The following is a 24,199-nucleotide window of genomic DNA, read 5'->3' as shown; positions in this document are numbered from 1 at the left end:
TTTCATGAAGAAAAAAATTACTTTTTTTCAATCAATTGATTTTAAAATCATCTTTGTTTTTATCATTTTGCTTTTAGTAGCATTGGAATTGATTGGAACATATTTTGTTAGGCAATTAGAAACACAGCTGGTAACTAATTTCCAAGAAGAAAAAAGACTTCAAGTAGGATTTCTAGAGAACACTATTCAACCTATTCTGATCGATGATGAAACAACAGAAGATAGTGAAGAAATAGGGAATTTGATTAAAGACTTTTCGGGAAATGGAGTCTTAGAAGTTCAAGTAATCGATGATCAACACTATTTATTAGGAACAAGCGACAGTACGCAACAAAATAGTGTGGGCAGTAAAACCAATGATAATGATGTCCACCAAGCGTTACTATTAGGAAATACAGTTACAAGTCAATACAAAGATCAAACAACCAATGACCGAATCTGGAAGTTGGTTTCTCCTATTATATCAGGTGACGGATCAAATGAAATATTAGGTGTAGTAGCTTTAACGACTAATATAGAGAGTGTTTATGAACAAATAAGTGAAATAACGGTTATTTTTCTTAATTCTTCATTAATAGCAGTTGCCTTAACGGTTATTTTATCCCTATTTATTTCCCGGGCAATAACCAAACCAATTACGGAAATGACACAACAAACAATTCAAATGGCTGATGGAGATTATTCTGGGCAAGTAAAAGTCTACAGTAAAGATGAGTTGGGTATTTTGTCAATGGCGATCAATGATTTATCTACTAAAGTTGAAGAAGCTCAAGAAACAACTGAATCTGAACGTAGACGTTTAAATAGTGTGTTAACGCATATGACTGATGGCGTTATTGCAACAGACCGTAGAGGAATCATCGTCATTATTAATGATAAAGCAATGGAAATGTTGAATATTTCCCAGGAAATGGCTTTAGGCGTTTCTATTTTAAAGGTATTAAAAATAGATCAAGAATATACTTTGCGAAAATTACTAGAAAATGAAGATGAAATGCAGTTTGATTTTTCTACTGATGAAGTACCTGTCACTTTACGTGGTGAATTCACATTGATACAAAGAGAAACGGGCTTTATTAGTGGAATCGTGTGTGTGTTACATGATGTGACTAAGCAAGAAAAAATTGAAAATGAGCGTAAAGAATTTGTATCTAATGTGTCACATGAATTGAGAACGCCTTTGACAAGTATGAGAAGTTATTTAGAAGCCTTATTGGATGGAGCTTGGAAAGATCCAGAGATAGCTCCTCAGTTTTTACAAGTAACACAAGAAGAAACAGACCGTATGATTCGTATGATCAAAGATCTATTAGACTTATCACGTATGGATTCTGGGAGAGCCGTTTTAGATTTGGAATATCTTAATGTAAACGAATTGTTTGATCATGTCATTAAACGTTTTGAAATGATGATACAATCTTCAGATAAACAAAGTAAGGCATTTTCTATTAAGAGAGAGTTTACAGAAAGACAACTATGGGTAGAAGTTGATGCGGATAAAATGATTCAAGTGTTAGATAATATTATGAATAATGCTATCAAATATTCTCCTGATGGTGGAACCATTAAGTGTGGATTGGTTGAAACGAATGATAGTGTCGTTTTAAGTATAAGTGATGAAGGTCTGGGTATTCCAAAACGAGATCTAACAAACGTCTTTGACCGTTTCTTTAGAGTAGATAAAGCTCGGGCTCGTTCTATGGGCGGGACTGGATTAGGTCTGGCTATATCTAAAGAAGTCGTTCAACAGCATAAAGGTAAGATTTGGGTAGAAAGCACGGAAGGAAAAGGAACTACTTTTTATATTTCATTGCCTTATCTTCCGTATGAGGAGGATGATTGGGAATGAAAAAAGAATTATTTTTAAAAATCGTTCTGGGTGCTCTCATTTGTTTGAGTCTCTTTTTAACTTTTATTATTTGGACTAGACCTAGTCAATTTAATGAAGAGATAAATACTAATCAAGGGACCACATCATCAGTATCTGTTGCGCGAAAATTGCCGCAAGTATTTGGACCTACTCAAATTGTTCTCCATTCTTATGGCGAAACAAATGTTTTTTTTCAATCAGACGTTGTGAGCTCTTTAACTAAGGAGCTTGCCAACTGGAAGATTCATTCTGTAGAAGAACCTGTTGAATTAAGCAATGAAGAGTACCAAGACAAATTAAACCAAACAAATGCGGTTGAAATGGTTTTTACACAAAAAATTTCTTTCGGTATTTTGTCAGATGTGTTTGATAATCTTGCAGGTGAATATTATGATCGTTCCTTCAATCGTCTATATTTTTCGGAAGACGATGTGGATCAAATTTATTTCTATAATACGCAGTCAAAATTATTTTACAGGGAAACAATAGAAGGAATTGATCAGAAGAAGGTAAATGAGTTACTAAATGATGAAAAAGAGAAGTATTATGCAGCGACAGCTGTTTTAGACGAAGGAAAACAAGTCTATACATCGCTAAATGAAGTTGAATTGCCTTACTTAAGTTACTTAGTAGAAAGGCAAACAAATCAATTGTTCATTGAACAATTATTTGATGATACTTCAGAAGTAAGAGAAGATAGTGATAACTCGGAAAATATTGTTAGTTATAATGATTATGTGAGCGAACTGCAAATCAATGAAAACACAGATATTTTAACGTATTATAGAAATCGGAATTCAGAAAATAAGTTGTCCATTACAGACACACTTAGAGAAAGTTACAATGAATTGATCCAATATGAAAATTGGTCTTCAACGGTTCATTATTTTGATTATAATGACTCAACAAGAGAAGTAATCTATCGTCGTTATATTGAAGGACTACCAGTATTTAGTGAGCTTTTTGATTATGGAACAACGCACATCACAGTTGTTGAAGATGGATTGTCTCGATTACAAGTTCCTTTAGTCATTGCTCAAACGCCAATTTCGGATGTAGAAGAACAAAAGACATTGCCAAGTGGAGTAAGTATTTTAGAATCTTTAGAAGCGTATGGCTATGACAGTGAAGAAATTGATGATATTAAAATTGGCTATACTTGGACTAATAACAAGGAATCAGACCGTGTAATCAATTTAGAACCTAATTGGTATATTAAAATTAATGGAACTTGGGAACTTGCTAAAAACCTACTTCTAAATGAAGGAGGTCAATAAAATGGATTTTAAACGAATTCAAATTATTTTCATTATTACGTTTCTCTTTTTAAATACGTTCTTGATTGTTACCTATATTGATAAGAATAAAAATTATTACTCTAGTAGCTCAAATCAAGTAATTGATTTTTCTAAAGAAATGGAAAATGAGAATATTAAGTTACCGAAATTTTCAGAAAATGAAAATAAAGTGCCTTATGTTCAAGCTGAAACTCATACATTGTTAGAAGACAATGTAGATCAATTAAGTAATCACTCTGGAGTAATTGAAGAAGATGGCTCACTTTATAGCAGTTTGCTTTCTAAGCCGCTTGCTTTATCAGAAGAAACGGAACTAACTAAGGAAGATATTGAATTGTTAACAGAATTTGTATTGAGTGAACAAGTGTTATTTGGTGCCGAATACCGTTATTTTAACTACAATGCTACAAACCAACAAATAACATTTGCTCAAATAGCAAACAATATTCCTATTGCAGATGGAACGTCGGAAATCATATTTCATTTAAATAATAAAAAAGAAGTGATCTCTTATGACCAAACGTATGCTGGGCCAGTTACAGTTCAAGGTGAAAGCCGTAATCTGATCACAGATAAAAATGCTGTTGAGATTTTGTATCAAAATGATGAGATACCAGCAAATGCTACAGTGAAAAAACCAGTATTAACTTACTCTAAAACTCTTTCTTTACAAAAATTAAGCATGTATGCACCTGTGTGGTATATTCAGATCATCAATAGTGGGAATACAGAATTTAAACGAGTTGATGCTCTTAGTGGCAGTATTATTCGGTCAAATACGTCTGACACATCCAAAGTGCAAGAATCGGAAGTAAGCGAAAGTTCAAATTAAATCTAGTATGAAAATAACTGAAAAATTAACTTTTATAGTTAGACTTAAAGTAAAGGGAGCAAGCAACGTCTTGTCATTCACCTTTCTTTGGGTCTTTTTTTACGTTTTGAAAACTTGAATTTATATAAGTTTGATGTAAAATGATAAAGGTGATAGAGGAGGATTTTTAAATGTTATCCAATGAAAGTAATGGTTTAAAGGTTAGTATTCTTGCAAGTGGAAGTTCTGGAAATGTAACCTATATAGAATCCGAAAAGAAAAAATTATTAGTCGATAGCGGACTAAGCGGAAAAAAAATAACTGAATTATTAAAAAAAATAAATCGAAATGTAGCAGACTTAGATGGAATTTTAGTGACACATGAACACCGAGATCATGTACATGGAGTTGGTGTGTTGGCTCGAAAATACCATTTAGACGTTTATGCAAATGCGGAAACCTGGGAAGCTATGTCACCTATTATTGGTACGATCAAGACAGAACAAAAGTATTTATTCGAGATGGGAAAAACAATGACTATTGGAGATATAGATGTAGAAAGCTTCGGTGTTTCGCATGATGCGATTGCTCCTCAATTTTATAGTTTTCATAAAGATAATAAGAATTTTGTGATGTTGACTGATACGGGTTATGTTAGTGACCGTATGAGAGGGATCGTGTCGAATGCAGATGCGTATTTATTTGAGAGCAATCACGACCTTGAGATGCTGCGCATGGGTAATTATCCATGGCATTTAAAACAACGTATTTTGGGAGATAAAGGACATCTTTCAAACGAAGACGGTGCATTAGCATTGTCAGAAATTATAGGAGACGCTACTAAAAGAGTTTATCTAGGTCATTTAAGTAAAGATAATAATTTAAAAGAACTGGCTCATTTGACAGCTGTAAATATTTTAAAAGAAAAAGAAACAGGGGTAGAAGATAAGTTTATAGTTTTTGATACGGATCCTGTTGAACCTACCTCATTATTTGTTATTTAAATAAGAAAAATAAACCTCTCTTGCTAAAGTCTAAGAGAGGCTTATTTAGTCATTGGGGCTATTATTACCTGTAATAAAGAATTAATGGTAAAATTAATTAGTAATTTAATAAAAATATCCAAGAAGTTTCATATAAAATTCAAATGTAATGAGTATGCTAGACATATCAAAGAAAACGAGAAATTATTATGAGGGGTGAATGCAATGAGTGATGAGAACAAACACGATCAACCAAATTTGCCGTTACATGAAAAAGAAGAACAACCATTAAAAAATCAAAAAGACAGCAGAATAACAAATACTGAATCTTCTCCTGAAAAAAGCAAGAAAAAAAGTTCATGGAAAAGTGGCATTATTGGAGGGCTGGTCGGTGGTTTAGTTGTAGCAGCTTTAGGTGGAGGATACTTAGCAGCTACTGATGACGGCATCAATACCAATACAAGTACAGGTATGGTTGATAAAGACACCGGTGAAGTCGTTACAACTAATGTGAGTGTGGATGTGACTTCTGATGTTACAGAAGCTGTAGCCAAAGTAGAAGATGCAGTCGTTTCAGTTGTAAATATGCAATCTCAATCAAGTAATGGATTCGGTGGTGCATTTGAAACCGATGAAAGCATGCAAGAAGAAGGCAGTTTAGAAACAGCTGGTGAAGGTAGTGGAGTTATCTATAAAAAAGATAATGATACGGCTTATGTTGTAACTAATAATCATGTTATCGATGGTTCCGATGCCATTGAAGTTATTTTAAAAGATGGAACAAAAGTTGAAGCTGAGTTAATTGGAACAGATATTTGGACAGATTTAGCGGTATTATCTATTCCATCTGAAAAAGTAACAACTGTTGCTACTTTTGGTGATTCTGATGCCTTAAAAGTTGGTGAACCTTCAATTGCGATAGGTTCTCCTTTAGGTACAAACTTTGCTTCTTCAGTAACCCAAGGGATCATTTCTGCTAAAAATAGAAGTGTTGAGACAGATATTACAGGCGATGGCGTTGTTGACTGGGAAGTAACAGCTCTTCAAACTGATGCAGCAATCAATCCAGGTAATTCTGGCGGAGCTTTAATTAATATAGCTGGACAAGTTATTGGAATCAATTCAATGAAAATTTCAAGTGATACAGTTGAAGGAATGGGATTTGCTATTCCTAGTAATGATGTAGTCAGCATCATTAATCAATTGGAAACGAAAGGTGAAGTAGTTCGCCCGGTATTAGGAATCAGTTTATTGGACTTAACGGAAATATCTGAGCAGCAACAAGAATCAGTTTTAAAATTACCTGAAGAAATTTCTTCTGGTATTGTAGTTGCGGAAGTTCAATCAGGATCTGCTGCTGAAATAGGAGGATTAGAACAATACGATGTTATTGTAAAATTCAACGGTGTAGAAGTTACAGACTCCATTTCCTTACGTAAAGAAATCTATGCTTCAGAGCTAGGTAAAGAAATTGAAATTGAATTTTATCGCAATGGGGAATTACAAAAAACTACAGTCACAATGACTGCTGCTGAAACGAGTTTATAAGAATATAAATGTTACAAAATGAAAATGGAGTCTGAGTGATAAAAACTCAGACTCCATTTTTTTGTAATTTCTAGTAATTAGCTAATGTGTTGTTATTAAATTAGCTAGTTACTTTTTTCCATTTACGAATTTTGGTTCTAAAATTCGTAAATGGTGCAACTGTATTTATGTGAATCCATTTCCAAATAGGCCATTTGGCTTTTGTAGTAGCCCAATTTCGTTGTTCGGATTCAAATAATTCAGTATCAGAGAGACTTTCCACCCAATGGCATAACTCTTCAACTAACTGAGTTAATATTTCTTTTTGTTTTGCTAAAGAATATTTTCCATATTCTTGATAGAAAGACTGATACAATCCACCTAGATTGTTCCATTTGTATTCTTCAGTAGGTGTTTTAACAATTTTTCCTTGTTGTTCATTTTTTTCCCATTGAAGTAATAGATTAATCCAACCAATCTGATAAGATAAATTTTCAGAAGGTGTTTGTTCTACTTCTATGATTTTTTTGTCTTTAAATTCTTCAGAGATTGAATCAAATTCGGTGATGTATTTTTGGTAGTGTTCTTTAATGGTGTTTATTAATTCAGTTTTGCTATGATATTCTCTCATAAAAAATTCCTCCTAATAGTTTAGTAATAAGAAAAGAAGATTCTATATAAAAAGAATAAGGTGTAGAACATAAAAAGTCTAGGTCTTCGTAAAAAAATGGAAACGAATTCTTTAGTCTGAAAAAATGTTGGAAAAAACCAATTTTTAATTGGTTTTTTTAATTTTTGTGGACAAGTAAAAATAAAAAGTTTTGAACATTGTGGATAAGTGCTGTAAAATAATATAAATAGGTATGTGGAGACAAAAAAAGTTATCCACAAAATCAGGAAGGTGTTGTGGATGGATAAAATTTTAGCGTGCCAAGAACATATAGAAGAAGCTTTAGATGACGCAGTTTATGGCGGTTTTGAAATGCCGGTGCTAGACCAATTATTGCTTGTTGATAACTCAAAACATAAATGCGGTTATTGCGAGCAGGATGCAATATATGTAGTGTCGAACAAGCATTCTACCACTAGATAATGATATGAAGTTGTGGACATGTGGATAACTTTTGTGGATAACCTGTGATTATAGGAGGATAACTTTTGAACATCAAAATAATAACTGTGGGTAAATTAAAAGAAAAATATTTAAAAATGGGAATTGCAGAATATGCTAAACGATTATCAGCCTATTGTAAAATGGAATTAATTGAAGTGCCGGATGAAAAAGCACCTGAGAAATTAAGTGAAGCTGAAATGGTACAAGTCAAAGAAAAAGAAGGCGAACGGATTTTAGCGAAAATTCCAGATCAAGCATTTGTTTTTGCATTAGCTATTGAAGGGAAACAACGAACTTCAGAAGAATTTGCAAAAGAGATTGAACAACTGGGAGTTCAAGGGAAAAGTACCATTGTTTTTGTGATAGGTGGGTCATTAGGTTTAAGTGATGCAGTAATGAAAAGAAGCAATACACCCATCTCATTTGGAAAAATGACGCTTCCTCATCAATTGATGCGATTAGTTTTAATTGAACAGATCTATCGTGGCTTCAAAATTGTTAGGAATGAACCGTACCATAAGTAAATGAGGTTTTTAAATAGTAATGAATTAACAAGAAATCTTGAGTGGTGATAAAGAGTGATTTATATATGCAAGATAATATTAGGGATCTACGCGATTGAAGTATTGAAAATTATCTAAACGAAATGGTTTAGAATGTTTGTTAATCAGTTAAATGCGGATAATGATAAGAAAGAATTAAAAAATGTAAGCACATTGGCAACAACCAACATGCTTACATTTAAAAGATTCGAAAATTATTTTGCGCGTTTTACTTCAATCCGATAGCCATCAGGGTCCGTCACAAAGAAATATGAGGGTGTGCCGCCTGAAAGTCCTCTTAAATCACCTGTTTCGTAAGCAGAAGCTTTACAAACTTCATGCATTTTTTCTAAGTCACTGACAGTCACACCTAAATGACTGAAGCCGTTTCCTACATTATATGGCTCAGCATCGTAATTGTAAGTAAGTTCGATTTGCACAGAAGAACCGGGAGAATTCAGATAAACTAAATCAAACTTATCTTCAGGGAATTCTCTGCGGCTGGCAACTTCAAAATCGAATAGATTAGTATAAAAGTCTAAAGTAGCCTCAATATCTCTGACACGTAGGCAAATCTCAACGAGTTCTTGGTTCATAATCATATCATCCTCCAATAGTTTCTTATTTTTATTCTAGCATGAATAGGTCATATAGGCACGCCCATGTTATCTTCTGCATTGCTTTCTAATACCTCAATAGGCAAAAAACACAGAGTTTAATCTGTTATTACGTGCATTCATTGACAAAACTACATGAGGTTTTGAAAAATTGTTAGAGTATTTTAATAATAAAGACGGAGATAAGCCATTGTTAAATGATGGCTTATCTCCGACTTTTTCTGCTGTTATTGATATAAATCATTTAGGATTTTAGTACAATAATGCATATATACGGTATAAATATTGAGAATAATTAAAGTAAATTATACTTGTGAACAGAGTTTTGCAGATACCCTAGAAATATAATTAAGTTTAGTGATAAACTAACAGTCAATTGTAATTATTAAGTATGATATTTTTGATTTACTATTTTAGGGGGAGAAAGAGAATGGGATTTATTGTTAATAAATTGATATTAATTGTATCGTTAGGGTTGGTGCTAGGTGCTTGTTCTGCAGCAACTGACATGGAAGAAAGCTCAGAGAATACAACAGATGAGGCTGTAGAGGCAGTTGAAGAAACTGAAGAAAAAAGTATTGTAGCCGATGAAATGACAACAACTTTTTATCCAGAAGTAACTAGATTAAGACATCTTACCGAAGAAGACCTGGAGTGGTACGATATCATTATAACTAGATTAAATGCTATAGATGATTTCTCAGGTGATCGGGAGACTGTATACGAGATAGCTGAAGAATACGGAGAAGATCCTGAAGAGTTATATTTTGATTGGTTAGAGATTTGGGATGCAAAAGTGCATGGTGATAATGGGAATTATGCTATTTTGTCAGAGGCTTATAGTAAATTAACTACTGAGATTATTGAAAAAAACATCGTGGGGGAAAAAATCGAACATTCTAGCAGTAGATCTAGTTTAGATGAGGGAAATTTAACTACCTTTGTAAAGCACGAGCTAGACGTAGATGGAGAACTTTATGAAGTTGCTTACGTGATTGAACACAGAGATGATTATAGAATTGCGGAAATAATTGAGTTTAGTGTTAATGGAGAAAAGACAGATTTATAGATAGAGTATGTTTAGTTATGTTCGTTGTAGCTGTTTTAATGCATCAATAAGAATTTTAGTATAAGTAAATGCAAAGGCTAAAATTTGGGCAAAATGGTGCTTGCGTAGTATGATGAAGTTACGAATAAATATTATGAGGAGTGTTAAAATGTCAGAATATGAATTACCAAAAGTGTGGCAGTGGGAAGAAGAGAATTCAAAAAAAGGTGGCAATCGTCCAACAGCTGGGAGTCGTTTTGAACAAAAATTACCAGTTGGAGAGGCTCCATTTCAACTTTATTCATTAGGAACACCGAATGGCATTAAAGTCACGATCATGTTTGAAGAGCTCAAAGAATTGGGTGTAGAAGGCGCAGATTATGACTTGTACACTATCAATATTGGAGAAGGCGACCAATTTGGTTCAGATTTTGTTGAAATCAACCCTAATTCTAAAATTCCAGCCCTTGTTGACCAAAGTCAAAGTCCTCGTTTGGATATTTTTGAATCAGGTTCCATTCTTCTTTACTTAGCGGAAAAATTTAACCAACTGATTCCGACAACTATTCACGGTCGGACTGAAACCCTTAATTGGTTATTCTGGCAAATGGGAGCAGGTCCTTATGTTGGTGGAGGATTCGGTCACTTTTTCGCGTATGCTCCAGAGCCTATGAAATACCCGATTGATCGCTTCACGATGGAAACGAAGCGTCAGTTAGATTTACTAGATAAAACCTTAGCAAACCGACCTTATATAGCTGGCGATGCCTATACCATCGCAGATATTGCTATATGGTCTTGGTACGGCCGTTTAGCTTTAGGAAAATTATATGAAGGATCATATGAATTTTTGAATCTAGATGAATATACCCATCTCTTAGAATGGTCTCAGCGCATTGCAGAACGACCAGGTGTTCAAAAAGGTCTGGCAGCAGAGTCTCAATCAATTAAAGAATAGTTTGTATCATATTTTATTACTTTAGGGTTATAACAATCTATTTTGATTGAAAAGAAATAAATAATCAGCACTGTATTATAATAAACAAGACAACAATAAATTATTACTAATACTAGGATTCTCTATAAATACCTTGCAAAAATAATTTATTATAGGTAGATTTAAATTACACTTGAGGTATGTAATAGATAAAAATGTTTATGATAGTAGGGTTTGTATTGAGAAAAAAAGCACTAAAGATTCAGTTAACGAGTTGGATTTTCCTCTTAACTGCAACTGCAGGATTTATGAACGTTGTAACGATTATTTTATTTTCAGCTACTAGCTCCCATCATACGGGGAGTTTATCAAACAGTATGATTCATTTAGTAAAAGGGGATTTCGAGGGTTTTATTCGTTTGATAATCGTTATACTAGCCTTTTTCTTAGGAACGATGTTGAGTGGATTCCTATTTCCAGAACAGGTCTTTAAATTGAAACGTCGGTATGGTTATATTCAACTCTTATCCGGTTTAGCGATTTTAGCGGGAAGCATTATGCTTAAGGATCCTTGGTGGCGTTTGCTAGAGACAACCCTGATTTTAGGTCTGCAAAATGGTATGTTTGTCTATTATAAAGGGATGATTGTTCGTACGACACATATGTCTGGAAACCTAACTGATGCCGGTTTGGCTTTAGGTAGAAGTTTAGCAGGACGAAAATCCGAGTTACGGAAGGCCCGTTTCCAACTACTGAATCTCAGCTTCTTTCTATTAGGTAGTATAGTTGGTGCCGGCGTATTGCTATATACTAGCGTTGATATTTGGCTTGTAGCAAGTAGCTTATACTTTTTTCTTGGACTTTTATATTTCTCATTGTATCATCACGTCAATTACGCAAAATCAATCCATTATGAATTTGAAATAAACGGAAAAAATCTATTTGATTATTTAAAATAGACTTAGATTTTCTATACTAAACTGTACAAAATTTATATGGCCAACAATCTGAAGTCAATTGGACTCTGGTAGCTCATCCAAACAAAGAACCCCTCACAGTAAAATGCGAGGGGTTCTTTGTTTATTTATAGAGTCACAATTGCTTAATAGTGTAGTGCTTTTAATTCTTCTATCGTAACGTCTTGTTCAACATAGCCATCAACCATAAAGCCACTTAAATTTGAAAATTCTTTATAAAAGATGTCGTAAGCTGTCAGATTAGAATTGAAATTTTCTTCATTTAATTTTAGGATAAGTTCCTTCGTTTTAGCTTGAGTATCGCTGTCAAGTTCCCAGTTATCAGGTCTAAGACGGCCCACTTCATCGTATTCAGGCTTGTTGCCATAAATCATTTCTCTATAAATGCGGTCTTGATGCATAATAGGTGTTTCATGGGTGCCTTTATCTGCCATCACTTTGTAAAGACCGATACAATAAACAGGGAAAAAAGGAATAACTGAACTTGCTTTAGTGGTAACTGCAGTAGCGACTACAATCTGAGCTTTGCCGTTTATGTCAGCTAGTAACTCATTAATATTGTTTGTCTTTTCATCACAATCCGCTTTAGCGAGACCAAGAGTACCCCCACCATAGTAATCATGATTCAATTCAGTTCCTAAATAAGAATAATTTGTTGTTAGAACTCCATCCGTCAAAACATCTGCTTCTTTTAGTGCTTTCATCCATAGTTCCCAGTCTTCGCCACCCATTACTTTCACTGTACTAGCGATTTCTTGATCAGTTGCGGGGTCTAGTGTTTCTGTGTAATAACTTTGATTTTGCATATTAATATTAGGTCCAACCACGGGCTCTCCAATGGCTTTAATCGAAGAAGTATATGTTTCTCCAGTAGTAGGATCTGTTCTTCGACCACTTGCCAGACTGTAAACGACTAAGTCTACTTTACCGCCAAATTCGTTCTTTATATAATCGATGACTTCTTGCTTGCTTTCGTGGCTGAAGGCGTCTTGAACAAAGTTTTTAGCAATCAGACCTTCTTTTTCAGCGGCTTCTCGAAAAGCAATATTATTGTACCAGCCAGCTGTACCTAAATTCTTTTCGTTCTTTGGACCCTTTTCAAAAGAAACGCCAATTGTATCTGCTCCAGTACCGAAAGCTAAGCTGATTCGGGTAGCTAAGCCGTAGCTTGATGATGCGCCAATGATCAATACTTTTTTTGGACCTTCATAAGTTCCTTTGCCTTTTACATAGTCAATTTGATTCAATACTTCCTGTTTGCATCCAAGTGGATTTATACCTAAAGCTACATTTCCACGAATATTTTGTTTGAATTCCATCATGATTAATTTTCCTCCATTAAATCGTTATAAGAATATAATATCAGAAAAAGCTTCTTATGAGAAATTACTTATCAAAATTTCACATCAAAGTTACGTACCTGTGTTCATCACTCAATAGGTAAAATGGAATGGTTGTATAGTATTACTAAAAATAAAAAAGATTTGGTAGTAAGATAGTGATTATGGTAACTACTAGATAAATGTAAGTTTCTGGTATAATTAATAATATATTAAAAATCACATTTTAACTATGGATACTAAAATTTAAATTGAGGAGACAGAATTATGGACATTAATCTCGTAAAAGCATTTTCTGATAATTATATTTGGATTATTGAAGAAGGTACAGAGGCAGTGGTAGTCGATCCAGGAGAAGCTGAACAAGTAATGGACTACTTAGCGGAAAAGCAGCTACAGTTAAACTCCATCCTTTTAACGCATAATCACGACGACCATATCGGAGGAGTTCAGAAAATTTCAGCAAAATACCCAGATGCCTCAATTTATGGGCCGAAAGAAACAGAGGACATAGCAAACCATATCGTAGTGGACGGAGACTCCTTTAATTTGTTAGGAAAAAATGTCCAAGTATTAAAAACGGGCGGACATACTCACGGACATATCAGCTTCTTAATGGATAATGTTCTCTTTTGCGGGGATGCTTTATTCTCAGCAGGCTGTGGCCGAGTTTTTACAAAAGATTATCAAGCTCAATATGATGCCTTACAGAAATTCAAACAATTAGACGATGAGGTACAAGTATATGCCGCTCATGAATATACGCAAACCAATTTACGTTTTGCACATTCTATGCAGCCATCGAACACAGCCGTTTCTGAAGCCTTAAACCAAGTCAATGAAATGCGCGCAAAAGGAAAACCAACTTTACCTACAACAATTGGTAAAGAGAAAAAAATCAATCTGTTTCTGCAAGCAGAGAAGATGGAGGACTTTAAAGAGTTGCGTGATGCTCGTGATAAGTTTTAGGTATTCTTTCAAATCCTGACACTAAGTTTTTACTAAATTAAGTAAGGAGATACAAAACAATTATGAATTTTGAAACAGTTATGCAGGAGCTTGAAGACTTAAGTAAGCCAAGAATGAAGAAAATATATCTATCCAATGGTGCACAAGAGCCGCTTTTTGGTGTAACCACGGGTGAAATGAAACCTATGTCAAAGAAGATAAAAAAAAATCAACCTTTAGCGGAAGAGCTTTATGCTACAGGTAATTATGATGCTATGTATTTTGCTGGTGTTATTTCGGACCCCAAAATTATGACGGAGTCTGATTTTGATCGCTGGATGGATGCAGCTTATTTCTATATGTTGTCTGATTTTGTTGTAGCTGTAACATTATCTGAATCAGATATTGCACAAGACGTTGCGGATAAATGGATTGCAAGTGGTCAAGAATTGAGAATGTCTGCGGGTTGGAGTTGTTATTGTTGGCTTTTAGGAAATCGTTCAGACAATGAATTTTCTGAAAGTAAAATTTCTGACATGCTTGATCATGTAAAAAAGACGATTCATGATGCGCCAGAACGCACAAAAGCGTCCATGAACAATTTCCTATCCACGGTTGGGATTTCATTTTCTCCTTTACATGAAAAGGCACTCGAGACAGCAATGGAAGTAGGTACAGTAGAAGTCAAACGTGAAAACAAAAAAAACAGTACCTTAAATGCTTATGAGAGTATTCAAAAACAAGTAGAAAAAGGAAGAATCGGCTTTAAACGTAAATATGTAAGGTGTTAAGATTAGCTTCACACAGGAGGTTCTAAGATATGGGAATACAAGAGCATAAGTATATTGAGACGAATGGAATCAAGCTGCATGTTGTTCAACAAGGACCTGAAAATGGACAGTTAGTGATTTTACTGCATGGGTTTCCTGAATTTTGGTATGGTTGGAGCAATCAGATGTCTGAACTGGCAAATAAAGGATTTAGAGTATGGGCGCCAGATCAAAGAGGCTATAATCTTAGCGATAAACCTAAAAAAGTAAGTGATTACCGAACGGATCATTTAGCTGCAGATGTTGCTGGTTTAATTAAAGCTTCCGGTAAAGAAAAAGTAGTTTTAGTAGGTCATGACTGGGGTGGAATCGTGGCTTGGAGAGTAGCGAGAGAATATCCCGAGTTACTGCGGAAGCTAATTATTCTTAACGCTCCACACGAATTGGCTATGAGTAACAAACTTTTAACACACCCCTTACAAATTCTAAAAAGCTCATATATTGCTTTCTTTCAACTGCGAGGGATACCGGAAAAGATATTTAGTATGTCTAATTGGAAAGCTATAGAGAAGGCATTAGTGAGCAGCAGCCGAAAAGGAACCTTCAGTGAAGAAGACTTACAAAAATATCGTACTGCATGGTCTCAGCCAGGTGCTATGCGTTCAATGATCAATTGGTACCGTGCTATAATATCCAACTATACTAGTTCGGATGTTCCTTCCCGAGTAACTGTGCCAACTTTCTTGGTTTGGGGAGCTAAAGATCGATTTTTAGGTCCTGAATTGGCCAGCAAAAGTCTCGAATTTTGTGATGATGGTCGAGGAGTATTGCTGGGTGAAGCTACTCACTGGGTACACCATGAAGAACCAGAACGTGTCAATAAGCTGATTCTTGGTTTTATTAGTGAAGAGCCCCTTTGTAGTTCTACCTGAGCGTATTTAACTGTAACTAACGGTAACCAGAACAATAAACTCATATAAAAAGGCACAACATCCATTTATTACTGGACGTTGTGCCTTTACTAATCTTTATTATTTCACTTCGCCAATTGGCATGATAACTTTTCCATAAAGTTCATTCAAAACTTGTGCCATTGCAGCATAGATTGCTGAGAATCCACAAATGATTCCTTCATAACCAGCAATTGTTAAAATAAGTGCAGAGCCTGTAAAATGACCTAAAGATAATAGAAGGAATAAAAGTGCTAACGATCCAAAAACAACTTGTAGTGCTCTGTTGATTCTAAGTGTTCCAATAAACATAGCAAATGTAAAGATAGCCCACATGAATAAGTAAGCTGCCATAGATTGACTAGAAGGAGCTTCTCCTAGACCCATAGTAGGTAAAATATTTATTGCAATCAATGATAGCCAAAAAAATCCATATGATGTAAATGCTGTAGCACCAAAAGTATTATCCTTTTTCCATTCCATAATTCCTGCAATAACTTGTGCAAATCCGCCATAAAAGATGCCCATTGCAAAAATCATTGAATCCATTGGGAAAAATCCAGCGTTATGAAGATTTAACAATACAGTAGTCATCCCAAAACCCAGTAGTCCAAGTGGAGCAGGGTTTGAAGTTATTTCCTTGAAGGTAACTGTCTTACCTAATTTATCTTTATCCATTTTGTAAATCTCCTTATGATATAGTGTCGCAAAAATTCGCGCGATTCTTATTATACAGAAGGCTGTATATACAAGTCAAATAAAAGAAAGTGACATATTAAGATATTGAAGTAATTCCACTTTTAAACCATATTATATCAAGTACCAAAAAGCAGGTTTAAAACAATTTTTTTGTATATTATAAAGTTTCATGCTCTTTTTGGCTAATTAATGTAGGGAGAACTCTTAAACTTATATTATAGCTAAGCAGTTCTTCTGAATGATGTTAGATAAACTTTCAAATAAAATTTAAAACTATGTTTTGCCATACAAAAAGACCCCTAAAAATTAGATTTTTTAGGTCTAGCTTTTAGGGGACGACTCATTTTGAAAGACATCTTTTTTATATTAATCTTATTTTGTATAGTTGTCGAAGTAACCTTGAATATAAACGATAGGTGTTCCTTTATCTCCGCTGCCAGAGGTTAAGTCAGATAATGAGCCGATTAAGTCTGTTAATCTACGCGGGGTAGTACCTTGCGCTTCCATCGAGCCAACTAGATCTTCCTTTTTATTCTGGATGTATTCAGAAATAGATTGTTTTAGCTCTTCTCCACGAAGATGAGAGAAGTTATTGTCGGCTAAATATTTCAATTTCACTTCGTTTGGAGTACCTTCAAGTCCTACAGTGTATGCAGGCGAGACAACCGGGTCTGCAAGCTCCCAAATTTTCCCAACTGGATCTTTGAACGCCCCGTCGCCATATACCATGACTTCAATTGTTTTACCTGTTAGTTCTTTTAATTTGGCTTGAATACCATCAACAATTGGCTGGCAATTATTTGGAAAGAGTTTTAGGGTATCTTCTGTTGCTTTATTTGATCCAAGCAGGCCATAAGTTTCATTAAAGCCGCTGCCGTTGATTGATGTTGTTAAAATATCATCAAGGCCGTATACTGTTTCAGCACCATTAGTTGATAAGATACGTTTTGTTCTAAAACGTGAATGTATATCACTCGTTAGGACATGTTTAGTATACGTTAAAATAGTTTTGGGATTGTTTGAGAAAATGACTTCGCAAGTTGCGCCTTCAGCTTCAATCAACTCCCTATAGTAATCGATATAATCGATCCCAGTAAATCGGTGTTTTTTATAACCGAAATGCTCACGGAATTCAGCTTCAGTTAAAACATCTGTCCATGGATTCACACCTTTGACATCCAGTTCATCGATCTCAACAAGTTGGTTCCCAACTTCATCAGAAGGGTAGCTCAACATTAAGACGATACTTTTTGCACCTTTTGCAATACCGCGTAAGATATTTGCAAAGCGATTACGGCTTAATATTGGGAAAATGACGCCGATTGTTTCATCACCGAATTTTGCTTTGATATCTTCAGCAATATCATCAATTGATGCATAGTTTCCTTGTGCGCGTGCTACAATTGACTCGGTTATAGTAACAATGTCCCGATTTTCAAAAGAAAAGCCTTCATTCTTAGCTGCATTTAAGACAGTCTCCACTACAATTTGTTCAATATCGTCGCCTTTATTGATGATTGGACCGCGAAGACCGCGTACTACTGTTCCTACTGTGTTTTCCAATATGATCTCTCCTAATATATTGCTTTATAAAAATAGGCATAAATATTTACACACTATACACTTATTATACCTTTCTGAATGGCTAGAAGTAAAATAGAATAATATACTAGATGAATATAGCGAGTTATTGAAAAAGTGTACTTCCTTTAATTATTCAATGTCTCTTATATCTCTGTTTCAAAAATATTCTATTTCATACTCCGTTAGTGAAAACGTAGATTTAAACTCATTTGTACTCAAAAGGAGTTTGTGTATCATGAGTTAATAGTATTATAAACAAAGAATTAAGTTGATTAACATATGTTTCGGGGACGTACATAGTTTAAATGCAATTAACATATGTGGTATAATTACTAGGCGTACTTTAAACAAAAGTAGACTTAAAAGGACTTATTTAATTATAGAAATTGAAATCAGTAAATAGTCGAATGGTTCAATGTTATATATAGAATTTATTAAAGGAGAAGCTTAGATGAACTTAAGAGAACAAATCAGCCATTACATACCTTATACTACTCAAGAAACTAAAGAACAAGAAGTTATCCTAAAGTATATGGATACTTTTGACAATTTACTGGCACGCGAAAATGAATCTGCACATTTTACAGCTTCAGCTTGGGTAGTAAATCCCGAACGCACAAAAGTGTTAATGGCTTACCATAATATTTACCAATCTTGGTCATGGGTTGGTGGGCATGCGGATGGCGATCCAGATTTATTACAAGTAGCTTTAAAAGAAACAAAAGAAGAAACAGGATTGACGACTATCAGTCCTGTAACAGAAAACATTTATTCAGTAGAAATTTTAGGTGTTCCGGGTCATCTAAAAAAGGGAATTCCTATTGCAACCCATCTGCATTTAAATGTAACTTATTTAATTGAAGCGAATGAAGAAGAGAAAACCACGGTCAAAGAAGATGAAAACAGTGCTATCAAATGGATGGAATTGGAAGAAGCCATTGAGGCTTGTACAGAACCTGATATGAAAGTAGTTTATCGAAAACTAAATGACAAGTTAAAAAACTACAAATAAATTACTTAATAAAAAAGCTGAGTACTATTTCTTCTATAAAACTATAGAAGAAATAGTACTCAGCTTTTTATATTCCTAGTTTAAACTTCGTCTGATTCGTTCATTAAGCCGGCTTTTTCAAATAAATAAAAGGCGACACTTAGAATAATTCCGACTACACTCGCAAGAATCATCCCTTTTAATTCGATTCCCGCAAAATTAACCGTTAATCCACTTAAACCAGCAACAAGAACGATAGAAGTTAAAATCAAATTTTTTGATTTGCTATAATCTACTTTAGATTCCACTAATAAGCGCAATCCACTTGTCCCAATCATTCCGTAAAGCAAGAAGGTTACTCCACCAATCACATTTCCTGGAATCGTCGAGATAAACGCTGCTAAAGGTCCGATGAAAGCCATGCAGATCGAAAAGATGGCTGCTCCAGCGATTACTCGAACGCTGTATACGCGCGTGATAGCCATTACTCCAATATTTTCTCCATAAGTTGTTGTAGGCACCCCGCCAATCAGACCAGATAAAGCAGTGCCCAAATTGTCGGCGAATAAAGAGCGATGTAATCCAGGATTTTTTATCAGATCATGGCCAACAACATTTGAAGTGACGACCTGATGCCCGATGTGTTCAGAAGTTAAGACAAGAAGAACCGGAAGCATCGTTAGTATTGCATTCACATCGAATTTTGCCCATTGAAAATGGGGCATGGTAAACAATGACGTTTCCGTTAAAGGTGTAAAGTCGACCATTCCAAAAGCTGCAGCAGAGATATATCCGACAACGATTGAGATTAAAATTGGGATAGTAGATAAAAATCCTTTAAATAAAACTGAACCTAAAATTGCTACACCTAATGTAATGAAAAAGACAATAAAGTCTTGCGATGAGGCCGTTTCGGTCATCAAGTTTGCGCCTATTGAGCCGCCTTGAACAGTATTACTTGCTAGCTCTAGTCCAATCAAGGCTACAACTGCTCCCATTGCTGCTGGTGGAAGGACAATATCGATCCACTTCGTACCTACACGACGAATGAAAAGAGCTAAAAGACAACCCATGATCCCTAAGACGACAAAACCTCCTTGAGCATAAGCAAATCCTTGATTTGCAATAATAATACTGGCAGGTCCAATGAAGGCAAAACTTGAACCAAGATAAGCAGGGGCTTTTCCTTTAGTGATAAGAATAAATAATAACGTAGAAATTCCGTTCATTAACAAAACAATACTAGGGTCAATACCAAAGATGATGGGCACTAGTACTGAAGCTCCAAACATAGCAAATGTATGCTGCAAACTTAACGGAATGAGTAATTTTACAGGGACCTTTTCATCTACTTGAATAATTTTCTTGCTTGACATCTACGATTCCTCCTATTTTTGGGCACAAAAAATGCCCTTTTGAATGGTGTATTCGCAAAAGGACCTCAGGTATCGTATCATAATTTGACTTGTTACCCTTTTTAATCTCTCTGGATTAATTTAAAAGGACTTTGCTTTGACTTATTCTAGCAGTAAATAATTAGAATTACAACAGCCGATTACCAAATAGATAAGAGGGAGTGCTATCCATCCATAATAGATAAGTAATAAAGTAACTCAATCATTGGTTTACATTTAGCAACCTATTATTTACATAACAGAAAGTGCGGTTGGTTTATCTATTTCAAAAGGTGCAATCATTGAAGTAAAGCTATATACTAGTACTAGATAAATATTTGGTTTTGGAGGGTTAATAAAATGAACAATAACGATCGATTAGTAAGGTTAAGATACGCATTAGATATTAAAGATAATGATATGGTAGAAATTTTCAAATTAGGTGGTATGGACTTAACAAAAGAAGACATCAAGAAGATGCTGGATAAAAAAACAAAAGAAAGCCCTAGTGAAGTAAAAGAAGAAGAATTCAAAAATAATGAATATAAAAAAGAGTGTTCCAACCAAACGCTGGAATCTTTTTTAAACGGTTTAATCACCTTCAAGAGAGGTGAAAAAGAATCAGACGCTGAAGATTCGGAACCAAAAGTAGTTATGACATTAAATAATACTAATGTAAACAATCTGTTGCTCAAGAAAATCAAAATTGCACTATCGCTTACAAGTGAAGATATGTTGGGCGTTTTAGGTAATGCTGGAGTCGAAATATCAAAAAGTGAGTTAAGTGCAGTTCTTAGAAAAGAAGGCCATCGAAACTACAAACAATGCGGCGATCGATACGCTAGAAACTTCTTAAAAGGATTAGCAATAGCTTGGCGTGAGTAATTTTTAGTCTTTTAATAAGTTTAGATATCTAAATAATATTGGGTTGTTCTTCGGATAGTTAACGCTGAAGTTCATGCCAATATTTTTTTTACGTAATTTAAAAATACATAGGTAAAATACATTGATTATAAAAAATAAAGCACTATAATTGAAAAGGATGTAAAAATAGGGCATTAAATTTATATAAATTATAATTGAACTTATTCATTCTTAATAGTAGTGAGAAAAGAAATTGTTAGTACGAAAAACTCGTCTAACTTTTTTTTATTTTAGAAAGCTGACGCCTAACATTCAGCAATCATACAGGAGGAAAGTACATGAAAAAAGCAGGATTTGATCCGCAAAAGTATATTGAAGAGCAATCAAAATATATACTAGAACGAGTAAATGATTACGATAAGTTGTACCTTGAATTTGGTGGGAAACTTATTGGTGATAAACACGCCAAACGTGTATTGCCCGGATTTGATGAGGATGCAAAAATAAAATTATTACAAAAATTAAGAAATCAGGCTGAAATTATTATCTGTGTGTATGCTGGAGATATCGAACGAAATAAAATTCGCGGCGATTATGGTATCACATATGATATGGATGTTTTACGCTTAATTGATGAATTAAGAGGGTATGGTTTAGAAGTGAATAGTGTCGTAATTACTCGCTACAATGGACAACAACCCTCTACAAAACTCTTCATTAATAAACTAGAAAGAAGAGATATAAAAGTTTTTACACATGCTGCAATTGAAGGATACCCTTCAGATATTGAAAACATTGTAGGAGAAGAAGGATTTGCAAAGAATGAGTATATTCCAACAACTAAACCAATTGTTGTCGTTACAGCACCAGGTCCTGGAAGTGGAAAACTGGCAACTTGTTTAAGCCAGCTTTATCATGAACGACACCAAGGAAAAGCAGCTGGATATTCAAAATTTGAAACTTTTCCAGTTTGGAATGTTCCGTTAAAACACCCACTTAATATCGCTTATGAAGCAGCCACTGTCGATTTAAAAGATGTCAATATGATCGATAGTTTCCATTTTGAAAAATACAATCAAGTAGCCGTCAATTACAATCGTGATCTTGAAACTTTCCCAGTTATAAAAAAAATCATTGAAAAAATTACTGGAAAAGAATCAGTATACCAATCTCCAACAGACATGGGTGTTAATCGTGTTGGTTTTGGTATTATTGATGACGAGGCTGTAAAAGATGCATCTAAGCAAGAAATTATTCGTAGATGTTTTTCAACTGAAGGTGACTTTAAAAAAGGATTGATCGATGAAGAGATCCTTAATCATATGAAATTGATCATGGAAGAAGTTGGATTGAAGAAAGAAAATAGAGTTCCAGTCGCACCAGCTCGTAGATACGCTGAAAAGATAAGAGAACATTCAGAAACAACGGATATGCCAGCTGTGATTGCATTCGAATTAGCAGACGGACAGATTGTTACTGGAAGAACGACACCATTGATGGATTCTTGTTCTGCAGCTATCTTAAATTCTATTAAGGTATTGGCTCATATTTCAGATGAAATCCATTTATTATCTCCCAACATTTTAGAAACCATTCAAAAACTAAAAGTAACGGATCTTCATAGTAAAATCAGTGCATTGAACTCAAGTGAAGTTCTTATTGCACTTGCTATTAGTGCAGTTACTAACCCAACAGCTCAATTGGCTTATAACAAACTAGCTGAATTAAAAGATGTTCAAGCACACTCAACAGTTATGTTAAATAAAGATGATGAACAAACACTTCGCAAATTAGGATTAGATATTACTTGTGATCCATTCTACCCATCAGAAAACTTGTACTATATCTAAAGATAAATGAAACGAGGCCGGGATAAAAATCCTAGCCTCTTCTTTATATACGAATGTTTATTCTAAAACGTGCTCCAAAAAGCAGACCCGGGTCTAAGTGCTTATTGTCCCACTCTCGGCTGTTTTTTATTATGATAAAAAAACAACCTAACATGTAAGCGTTATATTTATGTTGTGGTAAATCATTCACTTCTATATAATTAATTTCAGGTAATAAAATAATGAGTTTTTAATGTGTTTTGGTTGGATATCGATAAAAGAAATGAGGGTGAAAATGGACTGGGATAAGGAAATTCAAGAGTTAGCAACTAAATTTGTACCTTATATCGAAAGTGGGCTTTATATTCACGATGGTACAAATAACTTATTTAGTAAAAATGAAAATGATTTATTTCCTTCTGCAAGTATCATTAAGCTTCCGATATACCTTTATTATTACGAGAAAGCTATTCAAGGAAAACTTCATCTAAAGACTAAAGTAACTGTATCTAAACTAAATCGGGCAAATGGATCAGGAATAATGCATATTTTAACATCTATAGAAGAATGGAGTATTGAAGACCTTCTACAACTTATGATTGCTGTTTCAGACAATGAAGCTACTAATCAGTTGATTGGTTATGTTGGTTTAGAAGATTTACAAGCATGGATACAAACAAAACATTGGCATAAAGGAATAGCTCTGAGACGCTACTTGATGGACTATGAATCAGGGTTAGTCAATGAAGTTTCGCCATTAGGAGCGACAGAAGTTTTAAAAGAAATCATTGAACTGGGAGAGAATCATCCAAGTTGGAAAAATCAAATAGAAAAGCCTTTTTTATTACAGCAATTTAGGACGGGTTTACCAGGTTACTTAGATGAGAGAGAAATCCCAATCTTAGAAATGTTAAATAAAACTGGTGAAGATAATGAAATTCGTCATGATATGGCGTTATTTCGCTACCAAGGCCGGATAATTTATATTGCTTCATTAAATAAAAGTGTAAAAGAAGAAGCTAAAGCAATAGAGTGGATGCAAGAAATCGGGAAGTTAGCATTTAAATGGTTAACTACTACTGACTAATCATCATCTTTCTTGCTGA

23 protein-coding genes are annotated in these 24,199 nt (G+C 34.5%); 17 read left to right on the top strand and 6 right to left on the bottom strand.

Annotated features, from left to right (window positions below; genetic code table 11):
* The first annotated feature begins 4 nt into the window (after positions 1-4).
* The 5 genes from walK (at position 5) to NST49_RS02630 (ending at position 6,510) form a co-directional block, all read left to right on the top strand.
* Entirely contained in the window at positions 5-1,849 is a 1,845-nt protein-coding gene (walK, locus tag NST49_RS02650; protein WP_023176512.1) for a cell wall metabolism sensor histidine kinase WalK, read from the top strand.
* Positions 1,846-3,147: a YycH family regulatory protein gene (locus NST49_RS02645; protein WP_341046862.1), complete on the top strand. Its 1,302-nt coding sequence runs from the start codon at positions 1,846-1,848 to the stop codon at positions 3,145-3,147. Before walK ends, NST49_RS02645 begins: the two co-directional genes overlap by 4 nt.
* A 1-nt stretch (position 3,148) precedes the next feature.
* Positions 3,149-4,000 carry a two-component system regulatory protein YycI gene (locus NST49_RS02640; protein ID WP_023176514.1) on the top strand — a complete coding sequence of 284 codons (852 nt, stop codon included), beginning with the start codon at positions 3,149-3,151 and terminating at the stop codon, positions 3,998-4,000.
* Between the two features lie 170 nt (positions 4,001-4,170).
* A complete protein-coding gene (locus NST49_RS02635; RefSeq protein ID WP_251166229.1) occupies positions 4,171-4,983 on the top strand; it encodes an MBL fold metallo-hydrolase in 813 nt (270 codons plus the stop codon).
* Positions 4,984-5,187: 204 nt separating this feature from the next.
* Positions 5,188-6,510, top strand: coding sequence for a S1C family serine protease (locus tag NST49_RS02630; RefSeq protein WP_341046860.1), 1,323 nt, complete (start codon positions 5,188-5,190; stop codon positions 6,508-6,510).
* Between the two features lie 100 nt (positions 6,511-6,610).
* Here the strand turns inward: NST49_RS02630 and NST49_RS02625 are convergent, their stop codons facing one another.
* Positions 6,611-7,120 (bottom strand): ClbS/DfsB family four-helix bundle protein, encoded by a 510-nt coding sequence (locus tag NST49_RS02625; protein ID WP_341046859.1) that lies wholly within the window; start codon positions 7,118-7,120, stop codon positions 6,611-6,613.
* A gap of 279 nt (positions 7,121-7,399) precedes the next feature.
* On the opposite strand from NST49_RS02625, the gene NST49_RS02620 reads away from it, so the two are divergent.
* The gene (locus tag NST49_RS02620) at positions 7,400-7,582 is read left to right on the top strand and encodes a CxxH/CxxC protein (protein ID WP_023176517.1); all 183 of its coding nucleotides are present in this window, start codon (positions 7,400-7,402) and stop codon (positions 7,580-7,582) included.
* 65 nt (positions 7,583-7,647) lie between these two features.
* The gene (gene rlmH, locus NST49_RS02615) at positions 7,648-8,127 is read left to right on the top strand and encodes a 23S rRNA (pseudouridine(1915)-N(3))-methyltransferase RlmH (RefSeq protein WP_023176518.1); all 480 of its coding nucleotides are present in this window, start codon (positions 7,648-7,650) and stop codon (positions 8,125-8,127) included.
* A gap of 233 nt (positions 8,128-8,360) precedes the next feature.
* On the opposite strand, the gene gloA is transcribed toward rlmH, so the two are convergent.
* Positions 8,361-8,741, bottom strand: a complete 381-nt coding sequence (gloA, locus tag NST49_RS02610) for a lactoylglutathione lyase (RefSeq protein WP_251166259.1) — start codon at positions 8,739-8,741, stop codon at positions 8,361-8,363.
* A gap of 451 nt (positions 8,742-9,192) precedes the next feature.
* Here gloA and NST49_RS02605 point away from each other — a divergent pair, with 451 nt between their 5' ends.
* The 3 genes from NST49_RS02605 to NST49_RS02595 all read left to right on the top strand — a co-directional run bounded on the left by NST49_RS02605 (position 9,193) and on the right by NST49_RS02595 (position 11,706).
* Positions 9,193-9,831: a hypothetical protein gene (locus NST49_RS02605; protein WP_251166230.1), complete on the top strand. Its 639-nt coding sequence runs from the start codon at positions 9,193-9,195 to the stop codon at positions 9,829-9,831.
* Positions 9,832-9,979: 148 nt separating this feature from the next.
* Positions 9,980-10,768, top strand: coding sequence for a glutathione-dependent disulfide-bond oxidoreductase (yghU, locus tag NST49_RS02600; protein WP_251166231.1), 789 nt, complete (start codon positions 9,980-9,982; stop codon positions 10,766-10,768).
* Positions 10,769-10,986: 218 nt separating this feature from the next.
* The gene (locus NST49_RS02595; RefSeq protein ID WP_236620725.1) at positions 10,987-11,706 is read left to right on the top strand and encodes a YoaK family protein; all 720 of its coding nucleotides are present in this window, start codon (positions 10,987-10,989) and stop codon (positions 11,704-11,706) included.
* 143 nt (positions 11,707-11,849) lie between these two features.
* Here the strand turns inward: NST49_RS02595 and fabV are convergent, their stop codons facing one another.
* Positions 11,850-13,043, bottom strand: coding sequence for an enoyl-ACP reductase FabV (gene fabV / locus NST49_RS02590; RefSeq protein ID WP_043945522.1), 1,194 nt, complete (start codon positions 13,041-13,043; stop codon positions 11,850-11,852).
* 288 nt (positions 13,044-13,331) lie between these two features.
* Between fabV and gloB the strand changes: the two genes are divergently transcribed.
* From gloB to NST49_RS02575, 3 genes are all read left to right on the top strand, one after another.
* Positions 13,332-14,033, top strand: a complete 702-nt coding sequence (gene gloB / locus NST49_RS02585; RefSeq protein WP_023176525.1) for a hydroxyacylglutathione hydrolase — start codon at positions 13,332-13,334, stop codon at positions 14,031-14,033.
* A 62-nt stretch (positions 14,034-14,095) separates the two neighbouring features.
* On the top strand, positions 14,096-14,803 hold the full coding sequence (locus tag NST49_RS02580) for a DNA alkylation repair protein (RefSeq protein ID WP_023176526.1): 708 nt from the start codon (positions 14,096-14,098) through the stop codon (positions 14,801-14,803).
* 29 nt (positions 14,804-14,832) lie between these two features.
* Positions 14,833-15,714: an alpha/beta fold hydrolase gene (locus tag NST49_RS02575; RefSeq protein ID WP_341046852.1), complete on the top strand. Its 882-nt coding sequence runs from the start codon at positions 14,833-14,835 to the stop codon at positions 15,712-15,714.
* 99 nt (positions 15,715-15,813) lie between these two features.
* Here the strand turns inward: NST49_RS02575 and NST49_RS02570 are convergent, their stop codons facing one another.
* Together NST49_RS02570 and NST49_RS02565 are read right to left on the bottom strand one after the other, a co-directional pair.
* Positions 15,814-16,410: an acetate uptake transporter gene (locus NST49_RS02570; RefSeq protein WP_023176528.1), complete on the bottom strand. Its 597-nt coding sequence runs from the start codon at positions 16,408-16,410 to the stop codon at positions 15,814-15,816.
* Between the two features lie 393 nt (positions 16,411-16,803).
* The gene (locus NST49_RS02565; protein ID WP_187948845.1) at positions 16,804-17,994 is read right to left on the bottom strand and encodes a coenzyme F420-0:L-glutamate ligase; all 1,191 of its coding nucleotides are present in this window, start codon (positions 17,992-17,994) and stop codon (positions 16,804-16,806) included.
* A 472-nt stretch (positions 17,995-18,466) separates the two neighbouring features.
* Between NST49_RS02565 and NST49_RS02560 the strand changes: the two genes are divergently transcribed.
* Positions 18,467-19,027, top strand: coding sequence for an NUDIX hydrolase (locus NST49_RS02560; RefSeq protein ID WP_023176530.1), 561 nt, complete (start codon positions 18,467-18,469; stop codon positions 19,025-19,027).
* A gap of 80 nt (positions 19,028-19,107) precedes the next feature.
* On the opposite strand, the gene uraA is transcribed toward NST49_RS02560, so the two are convergent.
* Positions 19,108-20,382, bottom strand: a complete 1,275-nt coding sequence (gene uraA / locus NST49_RS02555; protein WP_023176531.1) for a uracil permease — start codon at positions 20,380-20,382, stop codon at positions 19,108-19,110.
* A 378-nt stretch (positions 20,383-20,760) separates the two neighbouring features.
* Between uraA and NST49_RS02550 the strand changes: the two genes are divergently transcribed.
* The 3 genes from NST49_RS02550 (at position 20,761) to NST49_RS02540 (ending at position 24,180) form a co-directional block, all read left to right on the top strand.
* Positions 20,761-21,285, top strand: a complete 525-nt coding sequence (locus NST49_RS02550; RefSeq protein WP_341046849.1) for a YehS family protein — start codon at positions 20,761-20,763, stop codon at positions 21,283-21,285.
* Between the two features lie 317 nt (positions 21,286-21,602).
* Positions 21,603-23,114, top strand: coding sequence for a DUF1846 domain-containing protein (locus NST49_RS02545; protein WP_341046847.1), 1,512 nt, complete (start codon positions 21,603-21,605; stop codon positions 23,112-23,114).
* 274 nt (positions 23,115-23,388) lie between these two features.
* The gene (locus tag NST49_RS02540) at positions 23,389-24,180 is read left to right on the top strand and encodes a serine hydrolase (RefSeq protein ID WP_023176534.1); all 792 of its coding nucleotides are present in this window, start codon (positions 23,389-23,391) and stop codon (positions 24,178-24,180) included.
* The last annotated feature ends 19 nt before the right edge of the window (positions 24,181-24,199 follow it).

The organism is Carnobacterium sp. FSL W8-0810 (assembly GCF_038007125.1).
Lineage (GTDB): Bacteria > Bacillota > Bacilli > Lactobacillales > Carnobacteriaceae > Carnobacterium_B > Carnobacterium_B inhibens.
Note: the sequence above shows the minus strand (reverse complement) of the source record. Positions and strands in the feature narration are given on the sequence as shown.